Raw genomic sequence first — 20,996 nt, 5'->3', positions numbered from 1 at the left:
GAAAATAGGAATAGTTATATTTTTTTACTACTTAATACAATCCCGCTTACTACATATAGAATAGATGCAATATAAAAAATTGTACCAATCGTAAAGAAATCTACTAAATATCCCGTGGCAATAACCGCTACTGCTCCGCCAATGGATGTCCACACATGGTATTTTCCAATCTCATAACCAGCCTTTTCCTGCGCAACCTTTCGTGCTAACGAAGTCTTCTCAGTATTACGCTGCACAGCACCTAAAACTCCCATTACAATTTGAAGAAGATACACATGCCATACTTCCGTGGCAATCGGAAAACAAAGCATTAAGATTGCCATGGACCAAGCGTATATTATTAATAATTTTTTATCACCTACTTGATCAGATACCTTTCCCACTAGTGGATATACAAGTGCTGATGTTAAAGCAAATAAGCCATACGCCCAGCCAAATTGCGAGAAGCTATTTCCAACGTTTCGAAGCAATAATATATAAAAAGGAAATACCATACTTCCTGCCATCATGATGATACTTTGCGAAGCTACAAATCTTCTATATGTCATTTCGTATACTCCCTATAAAATAAATTCACAAATCTCTCTTCTGAATCTACTTCCTTCTTTTTCTTGAGAAATTCTTCAATACGAGGATATGCCCTTTTTAACTGCTCTTTCGTTGGATAAGAATAATACGGCAAATAGTAACTACCGTTATGCTTTAAAGTAACATCAATCATCTTCCGAATGACATCTTCTGTTTTCTTTATCTCACTATCTGAGCGTCCCTGGTTAATTAAAAGAACCAGCGCAAACATATCATCTTTCGCATAGGACAAAACTGCATTTTCATTCTTTTCCACGTAACGAATCGTAATGTTGAGCAAATTAAACTCTTCTTCATTTAATACGTTACGTAAATCATCTATATACTCCGTGAAAGCATCTATAGGCACAAAGTATTCTTGTAACACTTCGGTCCTATTTGGATTTTCATATTCCATAAAAGCACTATCTGATCTCATAACATTATTACGCGTCTCATACTTTCCATCTGTACGTTCAAAATAACCTCTTTGTATATTCCAAAATGTATTCTTTCCCCAATCACTATAACGTGATAACCCAAGTAAAAATTTCGGTGCAGCTATAATATTTTCTTCCTTTAATTCACTGTACTCTTCTCTCATATTTTGATTTTGTGCCAAAGTATAATCTGTCACATACATCTCTTTTAAAAATGAATTTGGAGCAACAGAAATACGTGCTAAGTGCATACGAACATTCTCATCTCTTTTCACTTTCTCTTTGAAATAAGATGCGTATTCTTTATAATCTATCATTCTCGTGTGCATTTCATATAATTCATCATCTGTTAACTTCAGCGTCACATCTAAAATAACTCCAAATAAACCGTAACCACCAATGACATATGGAAATAACGCTGCATTTTCTTCTCTACTTACATTACGTACCGTGCCATCTGCCATTAACAATCTAAATGACTCTATTGTATCAATCAGTGCCTCATGACGAATATCACGCCCGTGTACATTTACACTTAATGAACCACCAACAGTAAAAATATTTTGAGACTGCATGACCTGTACCGCAAGGCCATATGGATTTATTTTCTTCTGAATATCATTCCACGTGACACCACTTTGAACTGTAATCCGCTTCTTCTCTGGATCAAATTCTAATATTTTATTATATCCTTTCATATCGAGCATCGTACCATTCGGATAATATGTCTGTCCTCCTTGGCTATGTTGCATACCTGCAATGGAAATTTTCTCTCCTGAAACTTTTGCATCTCGCACTAATTTTATTAACGAGTGCTCTTCCGTAGCACTTTCAACTCGTTTTATTTTTGTCGGAAGCAATTTACCTACATCACTCATAATAGGATGATCAATTTGTTTTTTATACGTATGTACAGACTTGCAAGCAAAACCGTATATGCCGCAATGACCACTGCTATCTTTCTTTTTTTCAAAGGACACTCTCCTTATTAGCAACAAAAAGAGATACCCGTTCTTTCAGGTACCTCTCTTGACAGTGATTACTTTGCTGCTGGCAATTGTATTGGATCAAATTTATCATACGATGTAAACTTTGCATCCGTAATAATGTGCGCTTTATCTTCACCATTGCTACTCATAACCATATCTATCTTTGCTGATTCATATTTAAAATCTTTTGTAATAATATATTCCCCATCTATTTCTTCTATCTTTGCATTTTGGCCTTGTAGCATTTGTTTCTGCTTTTCATCCATACTAGCTAGCATACTCTCTGTCTCTTTCCCTTTTAATGCAAACTTCAGCTTATAATTATCTCCACTTTTCTCCATCTTCACTTTATTTAAAATTTCCGATGGAATCTCTAAATTATCTACCATTCCTTGAGTCGCATTCATTCCGTTAGCATTTAATTGTTCCTCTGGTACAGACATAACTTCACCCGAATTAGGATTTTTCACCTGACCAGCAATTTTTCCACCCACATCATAAACAATAACCTCTGTACCAGAAACATTCATTTCAGAACGAGAGTTTTTTTTCTTCGGCTCTAGTTGCATTTTAGCCTTCATTACATTCATCTCTGTTCCTTCAGCCTTTATTCCCACATCATATGTCATCGTTACATTTTCTTCGTTTTTAAAAGCTTCATTCGCTTTATTGAAAACATCCTTCGCTGTTAATTCCTTTTCTTTCTGCACAGCTTCTTTTTTCGGTTCATCAGTCTTTTTTGTTTCCTCATTACTACACCCTACTCCTAGACCAACTGCAAGTACTAAACTTGAAATTAAAATAAGTTTTTTCATAACGTCCCCTCCTTCCCAAAAATAATATCATCTCTTTTCCTATGAAATCTATATAATTCGTAATATTCTTCTTTAATTTTTTTCCTATATAGCAACATGTTTGAGAAAAAGTTTAAATATGATGTAAATAATAACAACTCATTTCAGGAGGTCATTATGAAAGCAATTATTTGCACAAAGTATGGACCACCTAATGTTCTCCAGATTCAAAATGTAGAAAAGCCTAAACCTAAAAAAAATGAAGTATTAGTTAAAATTCACGCAACAAGTGTATCGACTGGAGATTGTAGAATACGTGGCTTTAATAGCCCCCTCTTATTTTGGATTCCTATGCGGATCATATTAGGTTTCAGAAAACCGAGGAAACCTATACTTGGCGTAGAGTTATCCGGTGAAATCGAAGACATTGGAACAGATGTAACACAATTTAAAAAAGGAGATCCAGTTTTTGCATTAACAGAACTAAACCTTGGTGGTTATGCCGAATACACATGCGTGCATGAAAGTGGATTAATAGCATTAAAACCTACCAATGTGACATATGAAGAAGCTGCCGTTATTCCTTTTGGCGGAACTTCAGCATTGCACTTCCTTAGAAAAGGACAGATAAAAAAAGGGCAACGAGTACTTATATACGGCGCCTCTGGTTCAGTAGGGACAGCTGCCGTACAACTTGCTAAATACTTCGGGGCGACTGTCACAGCTATTTGTAGTAGTTCGAATTTCGATTTAGTTACAGCCTTAGGGGCAGACAACGTAATTGATTATATGAAAGAAGATTTTACTAAGCAGGGCGAGCACTACGATATTATATTTGATGCAGTTGGAAAATATAAAAAGTCTCTTTGTACAGATGCATTAATGCCTAATGGAAAATATGTATCTGTGAATGGAATGATGGCAAAGGTCAGTAAAGAAGATATGAACCTACTAAAACAACTAGCTGAAACAGAAAAGCTAAAACCTGTTATTGATAGAACTTACCGATTAGAAGAAGTTGTAGAAGCCCATACGTATGTAGAAATGGGCCATAAGAAAGGGAATGTTTCGATTACCTTAAAATAAAATATATTCTGAAAATATCATTGACAATTCTTTTTGTACGATTTACTATTAGTACCATATTCAAAACTATATACACATACTCTTATCAAGAGTGGCGGAGGGACTGGCCCGATGATGCCCGGCAACCGAGCTTATAACATATAAGCTAAGGTGCTAATTCCTGCAAAACGAGTTTTCGTTTTGGAAGATAAGAGAGGAATCTATTTCGTCTATTCGGCACCTCTCTTATTTTTGGGAGGTGCTTTTTATTTTGGAACGTATATGAAGGGGGATTTATAGATGAAAAAGGTATTATTAAGCATTGTAAGCGGAGCAGTATTATTATTAGGCGCATGTAGCGTGAGTTCAGATAAAGAGGTAAAAGCATTAGACGAGAAAAAGATTACTGTCGGTGTAACAGGTGGACCACATGAACAAATTTTTGAAAAGGTAAAAGAAGTTGCAGCAAAAGATGGTCTCGAAATTGATATAAAAGTATTTAATGATTATGTAGCGCCGAACGTATCTTTAGATGAAAAAAGCCTTGATGTAAATAGCTACCAAACAAAATCGTATTTAGATGTATTTAAAGCTGAACGCAATATGAAATTAGCTGAAGTATTTTCAACAGTAACATTCCCTATGGGCATATATTCTAAAAACATAAAAGATGTAAAAGACTTAAAAGAGGGCGATGCAATTGCTGTACCAAATGACCCAACGAATGAACTGCGAGCTTTAAAATTATTTGAAAAAGCAGGGGTTTTAAAAGTTGATCCGAAGGCTACAGAAAAAGCGACTGCGAAAGATGTAATTGAAAACCCGAAAAATTTAAAGATTGTTGAATTAGAAGCTTCTCAATTACCAACGCAACTAAGTGAAGTGAAAGCAGCTGCAATTAATACAAACTTTGCATTAGGTGCAAAATTAAGTCCAGCGAAAGATTCTATTTTCCGCGAAGGAAAAGATTCACCATATGTGAACTGGGTCGTTGTTCGTACTGAAAATAAAGATGATGCCGTTGTAAACAAATTAAAGAAAGCTTATCAATCTAAAGAAGTAAAAGAGTTTATCGAGAAAAAATTTGATGGTTCAGTTTTACCATCTTGGTAGGAGCTGACGATAATGATTGAATTAAAAAACATATCCAAAGTATTTACAACAACAAAAGGGAATGTTGAGGCTCTTAAGTCTACTTCCCTTAAAGTAGAAAAAGGCGATGTATTTGGAATCATTGGGTATAGTGGCGCTGGTAAAAGCACATTGATTCGATGTGTAAATCTATTAGAAAAACCAACGACAGGAAATATCATTGTAAACGAACAAGACCTAACAACATTATCAACAAAAGAACTAGCAAAAGCGAGACAAAAAATCGGAATGATCTTTCAAGGATTCAATTTACTTAAAACTGTTACCGTCTATGAAAATATTGCATTACCGTTACGGCTTGCTGGCATTCCAAAAGCGGAAATTGAAAAAAGAGTAGAAAAATATTTACGCATCGTGGATCTTTTTAACCGTAAAGATGCTTATCCAAGCGAACTTTCTGGCGGTCAAAAACAGCGCGTTGCAATTGCACGTGCACTATCACATGAGCCTGAAGTGTTATTAAGTGACGAAGCAACGAGCGCTTTAGATCCAGAAACAACTGATTCTATTCTTGATTTGTTATTAAAGATTAACGAAGAAATTGGAATTACGATTTTACTCATTACACATGAAATGAATGTCATCCAACGTATATGCGACCGCGTTGCCGTTATGGAACATGGATCTGTAGTCGAAAGCGGGACTGTGAAAGATATTTTCACAAACCCACAACATGTAACAACGAAGAAATTTGTAAATAGCGCATTTGCAGCGAAAATTCCAGAAGAGGTACAGAAAGAACTACAAAGTACTGGAGAAATTGTAACACTTTCTTTTATAGGAAGTTCTTCAGGAGAACCAGCACTAGCTGTCGCCACAAAACGTTTCCAAGTATATCCAAATATTTTATCTGGTAATATTACACAGTTAAAACATGAGGCATATGGGAAACTTGTCGTTCATATGCAAGGTGAAAAAAATGAAGTAAACCGTGCTTTAGCATTCTTACAAGAGAAAGGTATCATCGTAGAGGGAGGGAAAACAGACTATGGAAAACAAGTCCTTTTTGGATGAATGGAGTAAAGTCATATGGGAAGCCACAATCCAAACCTTTCAAATGACATCTATTTCATTACTCATCTCGATCCTTATTGCACTGCCACTTAGTGTAACACTTGTTTTAACAAGACCTGGTGGACAGCACGAAAATAAAATCATTTATCCTATTCTTAATACAATTATTAATATAATTCGCTCTCTTCCATTTATCATTCTATTATTCTTCATCTTACCTTTTACAAAGTTTCTAATGGGAACATCCATTGGCGTGCAAGGTGTGATCGTACCGCTTGTCGTCTTCACAGCTCCTTATATCGCACGTTTAATGGAGACAGCCTTACTAGAAGTAGATCGCGGTGTTATTGAGGCCTATCAAGCAATGGGTATCTCTACTATTAAAATCATTTGGCACGTCATGGTGAAAGAAGCTCGTCCCTCCCTTGTACTTGGATTAACAATTGCAACAATTGGCTTAATTGGCGCAACAGCAATGGCTGGACTCGTAGGTGCTGGAGGGCTAGGGGACTTGGCATACCGCTTCGGACATTTACGCTATGAACCTGAAGTAATGTATGCAACAGTCTTTATTTTAATTATCCTCGTTCAAGGATTACAGTCTTTAGGGAATGGTGTTGCACGAAGATTGAAGAAAGATTAAAAAAAGAAGGCATCTCACCAGGGTGAGATGCCTTCTTTTTTTAATCTTTTAAATCCACCTTCTGAATGAATAACTTGCCCAGTAATCCACTCAGCTTCTTCACTTACTAAAAATTTAATGAGTCTAGCTGCATCCTTTGGCTCACCAATTCTGCCAAAAGGAAACATCGGCTTTAACCCTTGTGTTATCTCTTCAGTCATCCATCCTGTATCGGTTGGTCCTGGATTAATTGCATTCACTGTTATTCCTAAATGAGCTACCTCTGCTGACAATGTACTAGTAAGAGCATCAATAGCTCCCTTCGTTGTCGCATAAGCTAGTTCTCCTGCCATAGGACCTTGAAATTGCCCCGAAGTAATATTAACAATTCTACCACCAGATTTCTTATCAAATCTCCGGGCAAATTGACTACTTAACAATGTAGTCGCACGGATATTTACCATGTAATGCTTATCTAGTTCTTCAGCAGTCAACGTAGAGAAATCATTATTCGTAGAATATGCTGCATTATTAATTAATATATGAGGGTACCCTAATTGTTCAGTAACTTTATTTATAAGCTCTTTCGGTGCATCATTCCGAGTTAAATCTAACTCCATGCTCGATACTCTAACACCGTTTTGCAATAGCTCTTCTTTTAATTGTATTTGTTCATTTTTATCGACGCCCCAAGGCATCTCTTTATCGTAAGCTGTCCAATACGTAAAAAACATATTGTATCCTGCTTCAGCTAATTCTTTACAAATCGCTGCCCCAATACCATCTAGACGACTTACCCCTGTAACAACTGCTACTTTATTTTTTAATTGATTCATCATATACTCCTCCAAGTTTAAAGGGCGCATACTTTATATAAGAGATATAAAATTTCCCACAAAAAAAGACAGATACATAAAATAGGCATCTATCCTTACAAAAGGGATGTACAAGCCAAATATGCAGTCCTTGGATGATTTACAGATAGCTAAATAAACCCTCACTTATGAGAGAAAAATTCATCTATCTAATTTCTAATCATTACAAGTTCATCCACATATTAAGTCTTTGTCCCCTTTACATATATCTCTATTCTTAGTTTACCAAAACAGATAAAATGTTACAAAAAATAAAACAATTACTCACAACCTATCCTTGTTCACATTCTCTTCATTGTGAATCTTTTCACATTGAATATATAATAAACTTGTAAATACAATATTGGAGGGATTTCAATGATTATCAATTTTTTAAGAACTGATAAACGTGCTACTTTCATATTATTACTTTTACGTCTTTACATAGGATATACATAGCTCGCTGCTGGGATAGGCAAAGTCTTCGGACAATCTTTTGACGCAAGTGGTTTTCTAAAGGGTGCTATTGCTCAAGCATCAGGTGACCACCCTGCAGTACAAAGTTGGTGGGCAGATTTTCTTCAACATTTTGTCCTTCCAAACGCAGACCTATTTAGCTTTTTAGTTCAATGGGGAGAAATTTTAGTAGGTCTAGGTTTAATTTTAGGCGGATTAACAAAAACAGCTGCATTTTTCGGAATCATAATGAATCTTTCATTTTTATTAAGTGGAACTGTTAGTGTAAACCCAAACCTGCTTATTTTGACTATATTCATTTTAGTTGCAGGGCAGAACGCTGGACGTATTGGATTAGATGGCTATATTTCCCCTAAACTTTTCCATAAAAACAACCACGGAACATATAAATTAAGTAAAACTGCGTAGTAACAGTTTACTTTTAAAATATAAATAAGAAAAAGAGCCTGAGTATAGGCTCTTTTTCTTATTTATCCTAATTTAAACTTTTAACGAGCCACGAAAACCTCTGGCAGCATAGTAAGAGTCTGCTCCATTGTGGTACACGAAAACATGTCCGAAGCGATAATCGCAAAATAGAGCACCACCGAGTTCTCGAATATCTGAAGGTGTTTGTACCCAGCTTGATGATTTCATGTCGAAATCCCCAAGTTTTTGCAATTCCCGATATTGTTCTTCAGTTAATAGTTCAATGCCCATAGCATTTGCAACATCAATAACGTTATTTTCTGGTTTATGTTTTTTTCTTGATTCTAACGCTTCAAGATCATAACAAAGACTCCTGCGGCCTTTAGGACTCTCCTTTGAACAATCATAGAAAGTATACTCGTCCTTTTCTTCATCATAACCAACAACATCCGGCTCACCGCCAGTTACTTCCATTTCATTAAGTGACCACAATTTTTCATTATTAGTAGTCAGCTTCGCTTCAACTTTAGCCCATTCAAGACCTTCATGGCGGTTCATGTTTTTCTCAAAACGAGCTTTCAATACTTTCAATAACTCTTCACGTTTTTCTACTAGTAAGTCATTTTTATTTCCTGTCATATTAATCCTCCCTGATATGTGTACGGATAGTAGTTTAAGTATATATTTTATAATAAATCATCTCAATATGAAGAGCGTTTCAACCTTATGTCTTTTACAAACATCCATTATAAAGTCCTAAAACCCTCTACACTCTCTCCAAGAATATAGTGTGAAAACCACATCAAATTCTGCTTCATAATAGCTACATTCATTCCCGGCTGATTAGGACTATATGCCATTCCTTTAAATATAATTAATTCTGTATCAACTTCCATATCCTTTAATCCTTGATATAGATCATATGCATTTGTAATTGGAATTCTTGCATCCTTTTCCCCATGTTGAATTAAGGTAGGCGTACAAGCTGATTTAATATACGTCATAGGTGATGTCTTCGTATATATCTCTCGATCATTCCATGGGGTATTTCCTAAATACATTCTAATAAAATAAGGGATATCTGTATTTACATAATGAGTACTCCAGTTCGTGATTCCGCCTCCAACTGAAATAGCTTTAAACCTGCTACTAAATGTAGAACAGAAAGCTGATATATATCCTCCGTTACTCCATCCCATAACTCCTACTTTATCATTATCTACAATCCCTTGATCAACTAGTTTATCCACCCCTGATATAACATCATCATAGTCAGCGATTCCCTGTTTTCTATAGTTTGCTTTTAAAAATTCATTACCATAACCAGAACTTCCTCTGTAGTTTGGCTCTAAAACGATAAAGCCTTTTTCGATAAACTGTTCAATCGGATATTTCTCATTGAAGCAGTCTGAAAATATCGGAAAGGATGCCCAAGCCGGACCGCCGTGAATTACTACTAATAAAGGAGATTTTTTATTTACGTCAAACTCTACTGGCGTTGATAAAACACCTTCTATTTCAAGACCATCACTACTTTTCCATGAGATGATTTCCCTGTTACTTTTAAGTTTCCCTTTGAAAAAGTTATTTTCATCCGTTATTTTTTTATCGTCTAAATAGATTTCAAAGGTTTCATTTGTTATAGCCTTATTATAGGATATATGTTTTCCATCCTTTGTTATAGAAGCATCCATTATAAAGCCATCTACTTTTTCGCTTAATGCTTCTACAGTACCATCTTCAGCTAGTAATCCAATACGATAATTCGTTTTATCCTGCCATCTAATTAAAATTCCTTTAGCTGTCCACTGTAATGGCATAACAGTACTATCAAAATCTGTTACAGGTTGAATTACCTCTCCTGTATTTATATCATATACCTCTAACGTACTGTCTTGTATATGGTTTCTATAGTAATCCTTCTCTCTTATGCTTGCTGTGTAACATATTTTACTGCCTTCAGGAGAAAAGCAGACGCTACCGCCCAACAACTTATCCACATTCAGCTTTTGTAGCTCTCCAGCTTTAGTATGGAGTATGTATAAATCTCCATTTATATAATCCGCCATATTTGAGCTTGGTGTCGCCATAAACACAATCTTCTTCCCATCATTTGAAATATCAAATTCATGGATATGAAAATCCTTACCATCAGTTAATTGATAAACAACTCTTTTCTCGTGTTCATATGTATCACTTTGTATCACCTTTTCTATTTCAATGTAATATAAACAATTATTCTGGTGTTCCTTACCTATATGTTGAAACTCTCCATATAGATCCCTACGCTTCTTTATCTCCACACATTCTTTTGACTGCGTAACATAATAAAGACCCTTGCCAGTAGGACCCCATTTGAATGTACTGACTCCTTCTTTCTCATCAGTAATTTGAACCCCTTCATAACCATCTAGTGACTTAACAAAGATCTGATTTTTCCCATTACCAACGGGGCTAAGATATGCTATATCCCTAGAATTTGGAGACCATAATGGGCATGTACTTTCTATATCTCCATTTATCAATAAACAACTCTGTCCCTTTTCTTTTCCATATATCCATACATGATTCCTATATGTATTGTCTTTCCAGTTAGCCGTCTTCTTAACAAACGCTACGTTTTTACCATCATCACTTATGTTTGTACTTGATAAGGTTGGTAATGAAATAATCTCTTCTATACTTAGATATGTTTTTTTATTCACTTTCATCAATATCCCCCCTTGAAATGTCCATAAATCTCTCGTCTCTTTTTGTCGTAATAAAGGAGATTTTTCACAGATACTTAAAATGATAACGGAAAATTCAGATAAATAAAAGTAAAACATTAATCTATAGGGTTCTATCCACTTACCAATTCTAGATGTTCTTTTTCGGCACAAAAACACCCCTTTAGATAAAATATCTAAAGGGGTGCAAATTTGTAAATTTATTTTAAAGCTATAACTATATTTATTAACCTACCAATCTCCTACTCAACAGTAACAGATTTAGCTAAGTTACGTGGCTTATCAACGTCACACTCGCGGTGAAGTGCTGCGTAGTATGAGATAAGTTGTAATGGAATAACTGCTACTAGCGGTGCTAGTGCTTCATGGACAGCTGGTAATACGAAGCTGTCACCTTCCATTTCTAAGCCTTTCATTGAGATGATACATGGGTTAGCACCGCGTGCTACTACTTCTTTCACGTTACCACGAATTCCAAGGTTTACGTGCTCTTGTGTAGCAAGTGCGATAACTGGTGTACCATTTTCGATTAAAGCGATTGTACCGTGTTTTAACTCTCCTCCAGCGAATCCTTCTGCTTGGATGTAAGAGATTTCTTTTAGTTTTAACGCACCTTCTAATCCTACGTAGAAGTCTACGCTACGTCCGATGAAGAAACAGTTACGCGTTGTTGCTAAAAATTGTTTTGCTAATGCGTCCATTTCTTCTTTTTGATCACAAAGTTCTATCATTGCATTTGCTACAAGTCCTAGTTCGTGTGTTAAATCGAAATCAAGAACTTCACCTTTTGCTTTAGCAATATCAGCTGCTAAAATTGAAAGTACTGCAAGCTGTGCTGTGTAAGCTTTCGTTGATGCAACTGCAATTTCTGGTCCAGCGTATAATGGAAGTGTATAATCAGCTTCACGAGAAAGAGTAGAACCAGGCACGTTTGTAATTGTTAATGCTTTATGACCCATTTCATTTGTTTGTACAAGTACTGCACGGCTATCAGCTGTTTCACCACTTTGTGAAATGTAAATGAAGAATGGTCTTTCTGTTAATAATGGCATGTTGTAAGAGAATTCACTTGCTACATGTACTTCAACTGGCATTTTTGCAAACTTCTCGATAAATTGTTTTCCAACAAGACCTGCATGATAACTCGTTCCACATGCAATGATGTAAATACGATCGCTATCTAAAATCGCATTGCGGATGTCTTGATTTAATTCAATTTCGCCATTTTCATCTTGATACTTTTGAATTATATTACGGATTACAAGTGGTTGCTCATCGATTTCTTTAAGCATGAAGTGAGGATATGTTCCCTTTTCAATATCACTTGCGTCTAATTCCGCTGTAAAAGGTGCACGTTCAATCGTTTCACCTTGTAAGTTTTTAATTGTAATACTTTCTTTCGTTACGATTACGATTTCTTTATCCATTAACTCAATAAATTGATCTGTAACTTGTAACATCGCCATAGCGTCGCTTGCCACAACATTAAAGTTGTCACCAACACCTACTAATAGCGGGCTTTTGTTTTTAGCAACATAAATCATGTTTGGATTTTCAGCATCAAGTAATCCGATTGCATAAGAGCCATGTAAAAGAGATAGCGTATTACGGAACGCTTCTTCTACACTTAATCCTGTGCTCACTTGTTGTTCCATAAGCTGTACGATAATCTCTGTATCTGTTTCACTTACGAACGTTACATCTTGTAAATATTCCTTTTTCACTAATTCATAGTTTTCAATTACACCGTTATGAACTAGTGTAAAGCGTTTTGATGTACTTTGATGCGGATGCGCGTTTACTTTACTTGGAACACCGTGTGTAGCCCAGCGTGTATGTCCGATACCTACGCTTGCTGCTACGTTCTCATCTACGATTTCACGAAGTTTTGCGATACGGCCTTTTTCTTTGTATACAACAACACCGTTCTCTGCTTGTACTGCAATACCTGCTGAATCATATCCACGATATTCTAGCTTTTCTAAACCTTTTAATAAAATTTCCTTTGCATCTTGCTCTCCAATAAATCCTACGATTCCACACATGTTTAGTCGCCGTTACAAATGCTTACACTGCTCTGCGAACATGTAACGACATAGTCCGATACCATTTTTATTTATACTAAAAAACGGATTACATATTGCTAGCCCTGTAAGCTTGTAACGGCTTTCACCTTCCTCTCGATTGGGTTTAAGTCCGTATATACTTATACAGCTAGTTTTCATCCGTTCCTCTTCTCTCATCACACTTTCACCTTTGTCCACTAAGTCACCTTAATGATTTAAGTAAAAGTTTGCGGTTGTGATGAACAACCGGGAGTCATCCGCCGAAATCTCGATAAACCCCACCTCGTCAACTACACTATTTGTAGTTCTGGCGCTTTTATAATTTATAATATTTCCTTTGAGAAAAAGAACAAGACCATCTTATAACAAACATGGATAAACCGTCAATGAAATTTTTTTCATCGTCTATAAAACATATGAAAAAGGAGCACTTATTGTGCTCCTTTTTCATATAAATTCAGCTAATTATTCAGCGCCAACTTCAGCTTTCACAACTTCTACAATGCGATGTACAAATGCATCACAAACTTCTTGTGTTGGTGCTTCTGCCATTACACGAATAAGTGGCTCTGTTCCAGATGGACGAACAAGAATACGGCCATCACCGTTCATTTCTTCCTCTACAACACGAATAATTTCTTTAATTTTTTTATTTTCTAATGCTAATTTTTTATCTGTTACACGAACGTTTACTAGCAATTGTGGGAATTTCGTCATTTCTCCTGCAAGCTCAGATAATGGTTTTTTCGTCATTTTCATGATGTTTACAAGTTGAAGTGCACTTAACATTCCGTCACCAGTTGTAATGTAATCAAGTAAGATAATATGGCCTGATTGTTCTCCACCTAAGTTGTAACCACCGCGTTTCATCTCTTCCATTACGTAGCGGTCACCAACTGCTGTTTTATCGCTTGTAATATTGTTTGCTTCAAGTGCTTTGTAGAAACCTAAATTACTCATAACAGTTGAAACAACTGTATTATGTTTTAATTGACCAGTTTCTTTCATGTATTTCGCACAAATAAACATAATTTGATCACCGTCAACGATGTTTCCTTTTTCGTCTACAGCAATTAAACGGTCGCCATCGCCATCAAAAGCAAGTCCGATGTCAGCACCTTTTTCTTTTACTAATTCAGCCAATACTTCTGGATGTGTAGATCCTACACCTTCGTTAATATTCATACCGTTCGGTGAAGTCCCCATTGTTGAAATATCAGCTTCTAAATCTGCAAATAAGTATGGAGCTAAAGAAGATGTGGCACCATGTGCACAATCTAAAGCGATATGTAGGCCAGAGAAGTCTTCTTCAACAGTTTGTTTAATGTATTGTAAATATTTTTGTCCACCTTCAAAGTAATCGCTCACTTGTCCAAGGTTAGTACCTGTTGGACGTGGTAGTTCATCAACTTCTTTGTCTAATAAAGCTTCAATTTCAGCTTCTTGCTCATCTGTTAATTTAAAGCCGTCTGAACCAAAGAATTTAATACCGTTATCTTGTACTGGATTATGAGATGCAGAAATCATAACACCCGCTTGTGCGTCTAGTGCTTTTGTTAAATAAGCAACACCCGGTGTAGAAATAACGCCAAGGCGCATTACTTCTGCTCCAGTTGATAATAGACCTGCTACTAAAGCTCCTTCTAACATATGGCCAGATACACGTGTATCACGACCGATAATTACTTTTGGACGATCTGTATCTTTTGTTAATACATAACCACCAAAACGCCCAATTTTGAAAGCTAATTCAGGTGTTAACTCCTTATTTGCAACTCCGCGTACTCCATCTGTACCAAAATATTTACCCATTATGATTCGCTCCTTTTTCTTGCTCTTTTTGATTATGGTTATCTACTGTTGGTTCTTGACTAGTTTCTTTATCTTTATCTTGATTTTGGTTTTGATTATTTTCCTGTTCCGTTTCCTTTTCTGGATCGGGTTCAGGATTTTTTGGCTTCTCATTTTGATTTTCTTGATTGGTGTTTGAATCCGGTTGTTGACCGTTACCCTGTACTTCTTTATCTGGTTTTTCTTTCTTTACAATAGTAACTTTAGCACTTTTTTGTTTTGGCTCTATTGAAATATTACCAGGACCACTCACTTGAATAGAAATATCTTTCGTCCCTGAAGATACATTTTGCAGATTAATTACCGCTGTTATTTGAGCAGCTGTTATTTTATCTACTATACTTGCTTCTCCTGAAATATCAACACTTATCTTTTCATCTTGCGGCGAAATTAGCTGAGCCGTAACATCTTTAGAAAGTCCATTTTTTTGGATTGGGATACCATCAATCGTTTTTGTTTTCGTTTGTTTTGTTTTTTGTACTCCCACCGAAACCTTCACTTGATTCGGTTTTGCACTTGTTACACCCTTGGGTAATAAAACAGAGGCATCGAATGTTGTAGACTCTGTCAATTGACTAAAATCTACTTCGACCCCCTCTAGCGATTGTATATTATCCAAAATATCTTTTGGACCAGCTATCGTTACTTCTCTCGGCTCGACACTGATATTTGTAACTGCCAACCCTTCTGCTAAACTCCCCTTCTTCGTATACGTTACAGGAACAGTTTTTTCAGTATTATTGGCTGTAGTTTGCGTTGCCACATTCAACGTTACACTAATCTTAGATGGACTTGTTCTTACATTTAAACGTTTTCCTTCTTTATTGTATAATGTAACTTCGGGCGTTTTTGTAACAGTTTTATTAACACCTTTTAAATCAACATACGCTTTGGCAGATGAAATGCTTTCAATTTCTTCTTTCGTCCCAACTACCTCAACAGTATCCGGTTTAAGGCTTGATTTTTCGAGAGTAGCCCCCGCTGGCATCTGATCCTCATTTGATAATTTCAAATCTACATGAACATATTTTCTCGCCTTTTCATGAAGAGTAACTTTAATTGTTGATGGCTGAACTGTTCCTTTCACATCATCTGGAAGCCCGTTCGTTTTTAAAGAAATCTCATAAGTTCCTTTTGGACTATCTCGCAAATCAATTGGTATGTCAAATTGTTTTTTTGCTTTTACTGTAGCAACTGATGCTTTTGGGCCTTCTAACTTCACCTTAACGCCCTCTGCTGGAATACCACTTACAATATATTTCTCCTCATCATACTTAAGGTTAATCGCATAATTAGTTAATGTTTCTTTCGTATCATTTGCAAAAGGTAATATACCTGATGTCGTATTTTTTTCAGTTAACGTCGCTGACATAAAAAGCATACACGCCAATAGTAATGAGATCCCTTTTAAAAACCAATGATTCTCCATTAACTTATCCATGACGCTTTCTCCTCCAATTCCATAAAGACGAAGAAGTCGTTTTTTCGTTCCCACTAAATTCAGCTAATAACATATCCTTCAGCTGTTCTGTCTTCAAATCACGATGCAACTTACCATTTTTCGTTAAAGAAATTTGACCAGTTTCTTCAGACACAACTACTGTAATACTATCAGTAACTTCACTAACTCCCATTGCAGCACGATGTCTAGTTCCTAATTCTTTAGAAATAAACGGACTTTCTGATAATGGAAGATAGCATGCTGCTGCTTTAATTGTACTTCCTTGCATAATTACCGCTCCGTCATGAAGAGGTGTATTTGGAATGAAAATATTAATAAGTAATTCAGATGATACGTTTGCATTCAGCGGAATACCCGTTTCCACATAATCACCCATACCGGTCTCTTTTGACAAAGTAATTAATGCACCAATTCTACGTTTCCCCATATATTCGGTTGCTTTTGCTATCGCTGTTGCAACCATTTCAGGTTCATCATCCTCATGCGGTCCACCACGCGAAAATAAACTCCCGCGCCCTAGCTGCTCAAGTGCTCTTCGCAATTCTGGCTGAAAGATAATAATAACGGCTAAAAATCCCCATGTTAATACTTGTTCAGTTAGCCAAGATAACGTATGCAATTCAAGGAAAATACTAATCATCTTAACGACAATGATAACTGTAATCCCTTTTAAAAGTTGAACAGCTTTCGTCCCTCGGATTATGAGAATCAGCTTATATATAATAAACCATACAATGGCAATATCTAATGCCGTACTAAGATATTTCAAAATGGTCGTATCTTCAAAAGGCATGCTATCCCTTCCTCCTACTTACGAGCAATTCTATCCATATATTGAAATATTGTTTTATGCTCTATCTGTATGTATTTCCAACAACTAGTTAATTATACCATACATGAAACAAACGACAATTACAAACAACCCCCTTTAGCTCAAATTGGTAAGATGTCAAACATTTTTATCTTACAGTATAATATAAATCATTATTATACGCCTATTTTCAAATAAAAAAAGCAACTTCTCAGTTGCTTTTCTTACATTTATTTTAGTTTTTCACCGAATAAAGAACCCATTAAAGCAACTGCTGTTGTTGCCGTTCTATTTCTCTCATCTAAAATCGTATTTACCTCAACAAATTCAGCAGATGTGATAATATCAGCTTCCGCTAACATTTCCATCGCCAAGTGGCTTTCACGATAAGATAGACCACCAATTACAGGCGTTCCAACACCTGGTGCATCATGAGGATCAAGACCATCTAAATCTAATGATAAGTGTACACCATCAGTATGAGATAAATATGCGATTGTTTCTTCCATAACAGCCGTCATCCCCATACGATCAATTTCATGCATCGAGAACACTTTAATACCTTCATTGCGAATGAAGTCTTTTTCTCCTTCATCTAATGCACGCGCACCGATAATTACAACATTCTCTTTTTTCACCTTTGGATATGCTCCGTATAAATCTACAAGTGAAGAATGTCCATAACCTAAACTTGCTGCAAGTGACATACCGTGAATATTTCCAGATGGTGAAGTTTCCTCTGTATTTAAATCACCGTGTGCATCATACCAAATAACACCTAAGTTTTTATAATGTTTGGCTACACCAGCTAATGTACCGATAGCAATACTATGGTCACCACCTAATACAAGTGGAAAACGACCTTCTTCTATAATATGATCCACCTTACTTGCTAATTCATTACATACAGTTGCAACTTGTGTAAGGTTTCTTAATTTTGTATTTTCATCTACCTCTTTTTCTCTCTCTATACATATATCTCCCATATCTTTAACGTCATATCCAATTTCTTCAATTCTTTCAATTACCCCTGCATAACGGATCGCGCTCGGTCCCATATCAACTCCACGACGCATCTGTCCTAAATCCATTGGAACTCCAATAACTGAAATTTCTTTTTTCATAGATAGTATCCCCCTTTTATGCCTTCACTAAATATTTTAAATCTTTTATATAGTCTGACTCAACTCGACATTTTTTTGTATGGATATACAATTTATTCACTTATATTCACGTTGAAAATCAAATTTCAAGACTATTCTATGTATAAAGTTAACTTAATGAAACAATCGCAATCACTATTATCAAATAATAATAATAAAACACTCCTACATTTAGAAGTGTTTTTCTGACGCTATTTTCCATACTGCTGCAATATTCTTCGTTGTCATTTCAATATTTTCTTCTGCTACTCTATATGCTTCTTCTAGTGTCATCGGTCTTGTTGTAATACTAAATACCGCATCTATTCCTTTCTCGTAAACAGCTGGATAATCAGATGATACAGACCCTCCAATAGCAATTACAGGCACAGAAAAACGTTTCGCACGCCCCGCAACACCAACAGGAGCCTTCCCATATGCAGTTTGTTCATCTATTCTACCTTCACCAGTTATAATGAGATCTGCATCTTCTATATGTTTATCGAAATTTGTATAATTCAATACAATTTCAATGCCCCTTCGCAAGTCTCCCTTTAACACTGAAATAACAGCCGCTCCCATTCCTCCTGCTGCCCCTGCACCAGGTATTTCAGATACATCAAAAGATACATATCGTTTAAGGATATTCGCGTAATGTTTTAAATTCTCATCTAGCTCTTTCATCATCTCTACATTCGCACCCTTTTGTCTCCCAAATACGAAAGATGCCCCCTGCATTCCGACTAATGGATTATCCACATCACAGGCCGCTTCTATCTTTACTCCCTTTAAGCGTGGGTCCAGTTGTGAAAAATCAATAGCATCAATTGAATGTAATGCGCCTCCAGATGGATCTATTACTTCACCCTTGTCATTTATAAATCTTACTCCTAAAGCTGCTAACATACCTGCCCCACCATCATTTGTAGCACTTCCTCCAAGTCCTAAAATTATGTACCCCACTCCTTGATCTAGCGCATGTAATATAAGTTCTCCTGTTCCTTTTGTCGTTGTAATAAGTGGGTTGCGCTTTTCAACTGGAACGTGCTGTAATCCTGATGCTGCTGCCATTTCAATAAACGCTGTCTTTTTATCTTTAGAAATGCCATAAAAAGCTTGTACACCTTCTCTAAGCGGTCCTGTCACACTAATTGATATAATTCTCCCCCCTGTAGCATCAACAAGTGATTCAACCGTCCCTTCTCCTCCATCTCCAATTGGTATTTTCACATACTCTGCATTAGGAAAAATCGCTCTAAAACCTCTTTCAATAGCTCCACATACTTCTATAGCTTTTAGGCTTTCTTTATATGAATCAGATGCAATAACAACTTTCACAATTATCCCCCCATCCCTTATTTTTACGTTTTCTTCATTTTAAACGATAAATATAAAAGTTGTCTTTTTAAACACAAAAAAGCTTACATCGTATGATGTAAGCTTTTTCTATTTAGATGGAGCCTAGCGGGATCGAACCGCTGACCTCCTGCGTGCAAGGCAGGCGCTCTCCCAGCTGAGCTAAGGCCCCTTAGTAATAAAGCGGAAGACGGGATTCGAACCCGCGACCCCAACCTTGGCAAGGTTGTATTCTACCACTGAACTACTTCCGCGAAAATGGTGAGCCATGAAGGATTCGAACCTTCGACCCTCTGATTAAAAGTCAGATGCTCTACCAACTGAGCTAATGGCTCGTAAATGGCTGGGCTAGCTGGATTCGAACCAGCGCATGACGGAGTCAAAGTCCGTTGCCTTACCGCTTGGCTATAGCCCATTAATATTTACTAGTATGGTTATCTTCTCAAAAAAATAAACCCTTTCAGGTTATTTTAAAGAAAATGGTGGAGGGGGGCAGATTCGAACTGCCGAACCCGAAGGAGCGGATTTACAGTCCGCCGCGTTTAGCCACTTCGCTACCCCTCCGACATTTAAACATATATGGTGGAGGATGACGGGATCGAACCGCCGACCCCCTGCTTGTAAGGCAGGTGCTCTCCCAGCTGAGCTAATCCTCCAAAAGTGGTGACCCGTACGGGATTCGAACCCGTGTTACCGCCGTGAAAGGGCGGTGTCTTAACCACTTGACCAACGGGCCAAAAATTTAAAAACTTTTCCAAGCTTCCAACCGGGCTTGAACCGGTGACCTCTTCCTTACCATGGAAGTACTCTACCAGCTGAGCTATGGAAGCATAATGGCTCCGCAGGTAGGAATCGAACCTACGACCGATCGGTTAACAGCCGATAGCTCTACCGCTGAGCTACTGCGGAACAATACAAGCCTGGCAACGTCCTACTCTCACAGGGACAAGGTCCCAACTACCATCGGCGCTAGAGAGCTTAACTTCCGTGTTCGGTATGGGAACGGGTGTGACCTCTCTGCCATCATTACCAGACTTTTATCATTATACACATTCTTTTCAGAATGTCAAAAGGAATTTTAAATATATATTCCTTCAAAACTAGATAACATTGCTACATATTATATGGTTAAGTCCTCGATCTATTAGTATTCGTCAGCTCCACATGTCACCATGCTTCCACCTCGAACCTATCAAC

Annotated in this window: 16 protein-coding genes, 9 tRNA genes, 1 rRNA gene, 2 pseudogenes and 1 riboswitch; of the genes and pseudogenes, 5 read left to right on the top strand and 23 right to left on the bottom strand. The window is 36.7% G+C overall.

Annotated features, from left to right (window positions below):
* Window positions 1-14: 14 nt before the first annotated feature.
* The 3 genes and pseudogenes from MR160_RS18660 to MR160_RS18650 all read right to left on the bottom strand — a co-directional run bounded on the left by MR160_RS18660 (window position 15) and on the right by MR160_RS18650 (window position 2,811).
* Complete coding sequence (locus tag MR160_RS18660; RefSeq protein ID WP_000222368.1) at window positions 15-548, bottom strand: MFS transporter; 534 nt, start codon at window positions 546-548, stop codon at window positions 15-17.
* Window positions 545-1,980, bottom strand: a pseudogene (locus tag MR160_RS18655) (FAD-binding protein). Before MR160_RS18655 ends, MR160_RS18660 begins: the two are co-directional and overlap by 4 nt.
* A gap of 66 nt (window positions 1,981-2,046) precedes the next feature.
* Window positions 2,047-2,811, bottom strand: a complete 765-nt coding sequence (locus MR160_RS18650; protein ID WP_000733608.1) for a DUF6612 family protein — start codon at window positions 2,809-2,811, stop codon at window positions 2,047-2,049.
* Between the two features lie 156 nt (window positions 2,812-2,967).
* Between MR160_RS18650 and MR160_RS18645 the strand changes: the two genes are divergently transcribed.
* The 4 genes from MR160_RS18645 to MR160_RS18630 all read left to right on the top strand — a co-directional run bounded on the left by MR160_RS18645 (window position 2,968) and on the right by MR160_RS18630 (window position 6,664).
* The gene (locus MR160_RS18645) at window positions 2,968-3,876 is read left to right on the top strand and encodes an NAD(P)-dependent alcohol dehydrogenase (protein ID WP_000643848.1); all 909 of its coding nucleotides are present in this window, start codon (window positions 2,968-2,970) and stop codon (window positions 3,874-3,876) included.
* A gap of 79 nt (window positions 3,877-3,955) precedes the next feature.
* Window positions 3,956-4,070, top strand: a riboswitch (SAM riboswitch).
* Between the two features lie 85 nt (window positions 4,071-4,155).
* Window positions 4,156-4,968 carry a MetQ/NlpA family ABC transporter substrate-binding protein gene (locus MR160_RS18640; protein ID WP_000756989.1) on the top strand — a complete coding sequence of 271 codons (813 nt, stop codon included), beginning with the start codon at window positions 4,156-4,158 and terminating at the stop codon, window positions 4,966-4,968.
* A 12-nt stretch (window positions 4,969-4,980) separates the two neighbouring features.
* Window positions 4,981-6,021: a methionine ABC transporter ATP-binding protein gene (locus tag MR160_RS18635; protein WP_242297851.1), complete on the top strand. Its 1,041-nt coding sequence runs from the start codon at window positions 4,981-4,983 to the stop codon at window positions 6,019-6,021.
* Window positions 5,996-6,664 (top strand): methionine ABC transporter permease, encoded by a 669-nt coding sequence (locus MR160_RS18630; protein ID WP_000428878.1) that lies wholly within the window; start codon window positions 5,996-5,998, stop codon window positions 6,662-6,664. The genes MR160_RS18635 and MR160_RS18630 overlap by 26 nt, the downstream gene beginning before the upstream one ends.
* 14 nt (window positions 6,665-6,678) lie before the next feature.
* Here MR160_RS18630 and MR160_RS18625 read toward each other — a convergent pair whose 3' ends face one another.
* On the bottom strand, window positions 6,679-7,482 hold the full coding sequence (locus MR160_RS18625; protein ID WP_242297850.1) for an SDR family oxidoreductase: 804 nt from the start codon (window positions 7,480-7,482) through the stop codon (window positions 6,679-6,681).
* A 393-nt stretch (window positions 7,483-7,875) separates the two neighbouring features.
* On the opposite strand from MR160_RS18625, the pseudogene MR160_RS18620 reads away from it, so the two are divergent.
* Window positions 7,876-8,382, top strand: a pseudogene (locus MR160_RS18620) (DoxX family membrane protein).
* A gap of 72 nt (window positions 8,383-8,454) precedes the next feature.
* Here the strand turns inward: MR160_RS18620 and MR160_RS18615 are convergent.
* From MR160_RS18615 to rrf, 19 genes are all read right to left on the bottom strand, one after another.
* Complete coding sequence (locus MR160_RS18615; protein ID WP_000147385.1) at window positions 8,455-9,021, bottom strand: DUF4256 domain-containing protein; 567 nt, start codon at window positions 9,019-9,021, stop codon at window positions 8,455-8,457.
* 107 nt (window positions 9,022-9,128) lie between these two features.
* Window positions 9,129-11,093 carry a S9 family peptidase gene (locus MR160_RS18610; protein WP_242297849.1) on the bottom strand — a complete coding sequence of 655 codons (1,965 nt, stop codon included), beginning with the start codon at window positions 11,091-11,093 and terminating at the stop codon, window positions 9,129-9,131.
* Window positions 11,094-11,353: 260 nt separating this feature from the next.
* A complete protein-coding gene (gene glmS / locus MR160_RS18605) occupies window positions 11,354-13,156 on the bottom strand; it encodes a glutamine--fructose-6-phosphate transaminase (isomerizing) (protein ID WP_000334155.1) in 1,803 nt (600 codons plus the stop codon).
* Window positions 13,157-13,168: 12 nt separating this feature from the next.
* Window positions 13,169-13,354, bottom strand: a complete 186-nt coding sequence (locus MR160_RS18600; protein ID WP_001206405.1) for a hypothetical protein — start codon at window positions 13,352-13,354, stop codon at window positions 13,169-13,171.
* Window positions 13,355-13,642: 288 nt separating this feature from the next.
* Window positions 13,643-14,989, bottom strand: a complete 1,347-nt coding sequence (gene glmM / locus MR160_RS18595) for a phosphoglucosamine mutase (protein WP_242297848.1) — start codon at window positions 14,987-14,989, stop codon at window positions 13,643-13,645.
* Window positions 14,982-16,469: a CdaR family protein gene (locus tag MR160_RS18590; protein ID WP_000359605.1), complete on the bottom strand. Its 1,488-nt coding sequence runs from the start codon at window positions 16,467-16,469 to the stop codon at window positions 14,982-14,984. The genes glmM and MR160_RS18590 overlap by 8 nt, the downstream gene beginning before the upstream one ends.
* Window positions 16,462-17,283: a diadenylate cyclase CdaA gene (gene cdaA, locus MR160_RS18585; RefSeq protein ID WP_001115692.1), complete on the bottom strand. Its 822-nt coding sequence runs from the start codon at window positions 17,281-17,283 to the stop codon at window positions 16,462-16,464. Before cdaA ends, MR160_RS18590 begins: the two co-directional genes overlap by 8 nt.
* A 248-nt stretch (window positions 17,284-17,531) precedes the next feature.
* Entirely contained in the window at window positions 17,532-18,425 is an 894-nt protein-coding gene (rocF, locus tag MR160_RS18580; protein ID WP_000711565.1) for an arginase, read from the bottom strand.
* A 210-nt stretch (window positions 18,426-18,635) separates the two neighbouring features.
* A complete protein-coding gene (locus tag MR160_RS18575; RefSeq protein WP_000869593.1) occupies window positions 18,636-19,781 on the bottom strand; it encodes a glycerate kinase in 1,146 nt (381 codons plus the stop codon).
* A gap of 117 nt (window positions 19,782-19,898) precedes the next feature.
* Window positions 19,899-19,971 (bottom strand) — tRNA-Ala (locus tag MR160_RS18570).
* Window positions 19,972-19,981: 10 nt separating this feature from the next.
* Window positions 19,982-20,053: transfer RNA gene (locus MR160_RS18565), tRNA-Gly, on the bottom strand.
* A gap of 5 nt (window positions 20,054-20,058) precedes the next feature.
* Window positions 20,059-20,134: transfer RNA gene (locus MR160_RS18560), tRNA-Lys, on the bottom strand.
* A 5-nt stretch (window positions 20,135-20,139) separates the two neighbouring features.
* A tRNA-Gln gene (locus MR160_RS18555) sits at window positions 20,140-20,214 on the bottom strand.
* 65 nt (window positions 20,215-20,279) lie between these two features.
* A tRNA-Tyr gene (locus MR160_RS18550) sits at window positions 20,280-20,363 on the bottom strand.
* Between the two features lie 16 nt (window positions 20,364-20,379).
* Window positions 20,380-20,455: transfer RNA gene (locus tag MR160_RS18545), tRNA-Val, on the bottom strand.
* Window positions 20,456-20,460: 5 nt separating this feature from the next.
* Window positions 20,461-20,535: transfer RNA gene (locus tag MR160_RS18540), tRNA-Glu, on the bottom strand.
* Window positions 20,536-20,556: 21 nt separating this feature from the next.
* A tRNA-Thr gene (locus MR160_RS18535) sits at window positions 20,557-20,629 on the bottom strand.
* A gap of 4 nt (window positions 20,630-20,633) precedes the next feature.
* A tRNA-Asn gene (locus MR160_RS18530) sits at window positions 20,634-20,708 on the bottom strand.
* A gap of 9 nt (window positions 20,709-20,717) precedes the next feature.
* A 5S ribosomal RNA gene (gene rrf / locus MR160_RS18525) occupies window positions 20,718-20,833 on the bottom strand.
* Window positions 20,834-20,996 lie beyond the last annotated feature (163 nt).

Source organism: Bacillus cereus group sp. BfR-BA-01382, assembly GCF_022663475.1.
Classification (GTDB): Bacteria; Bacillota; Bacilli; order Bacillales; family Bacillaceae_G; genus Bacillus_A; species Bacillus_A thuringiensis_S.
This window is presented reverse-complemented; position numbering and strand designations above follow the sequence as displayed.

Bases quoted from the DNA above. Each gene is read 5' to 3' on its own strand.
- glmS (WP_000334155.1), bottom strand. From the start codon at position 13,156: ATGTGTGGAATCGTAGGATTTATTGGAGAGCAAGATGCAAAGGAAATT.
- MR160_RS18635 (WP_242297851.1), top strand. From the start codon at position 4,981: ATGATTGAATTAAAAAACATATCCAAAGTATTTACAACAACAAAAGGG.
- MR160_RS18615 (WP_000147385.1), bottom strand. From the start codon at position 9,021: ATGACAGGAAATAAAAATGACTTACTAGTAGAAAAACGTGAAGAGTTA.
- MR160_RS18660 (WP_000222368.1), bottom strand. From the start codon at position 548: ATGACATATAGAAGATTTGTAGCTTCGCAAAGTATCATCATGATGGCA.
- MR160_RS18590 (WP_000359605.1), bottom strand. From the start codon at position 16,469: ATGGATAAGTTAATGGAGAATCATTGGTTTTTAAAAGGGATCTCATTA.
- cdaA (WP_001115692.1), bottom strand. From the start codon at position 17,283: ATGCCTTTTGAAGATACGACCATTTTGAAATATCTTAGTACGGCATTA.
- MR160_RS18650 (WP_000733608.1), bottom strand. From the start codon at position 2,811: ATGAAAAAACTTATTTTAATTTCAAGTTTAGTACTTGCAGTTGGTCTA.
- rocF (WP_000711565.1), bottom strand. From the start codon at position 18,425: ATGAAAAAAGAAATTTCAGTTATTGGAGTTCCAATGGATTTAGGACAG.
- glmM (WP_242297848.1), bottom strand. From the start codon at position 14,989: ATGGGTAAATATTTTGGTACAGATGGAGTACGCGGAGTTGCAAATAAG.
- MR160_RS18610 (WP_242297849.1), bottom strand. From the start codon at position 11,093: ATGAAAGTGAATAAAAAAACATATCTAAGTATAGAAGAGATTATTTCA.
- MR160_RS18640 (WP_000756989.1), top strand. From the start codon at position 4,156: ATGAAAAAGGTATTATTAAGCATTGTAAGCGGAGCAGTATTATTATTA.
- MR160_RS18630 (WP_000428878.1), top strand. From the start codon at position 5,996: ATGGAAAACAAGTCCTTTTTGGATGAATGGAGTAAAGTCATATGGGAA.
- MR160_RS18645 (WP_000643848.1), top strand. From the start codon at position 2,968: ATGAAAGCAATTATTTGCACAAAGTATGGACCACCTAATGTTCTCCAG.
- MR160_RS18600 (WP_001206405.1), bottom strand. From the start codon at position 13,354: ATGAGAGAAGAGGAACGGATGAAAACTAGCTGTATAAGTATATACGGA.
- MR160_RS18625 (WP_242297850.1), bottom strand. From the start codon at position 7,482: ATGATGAATCAATTAAAAAATAAAGTAGCAGTTGTTACAGGGGTAAGT.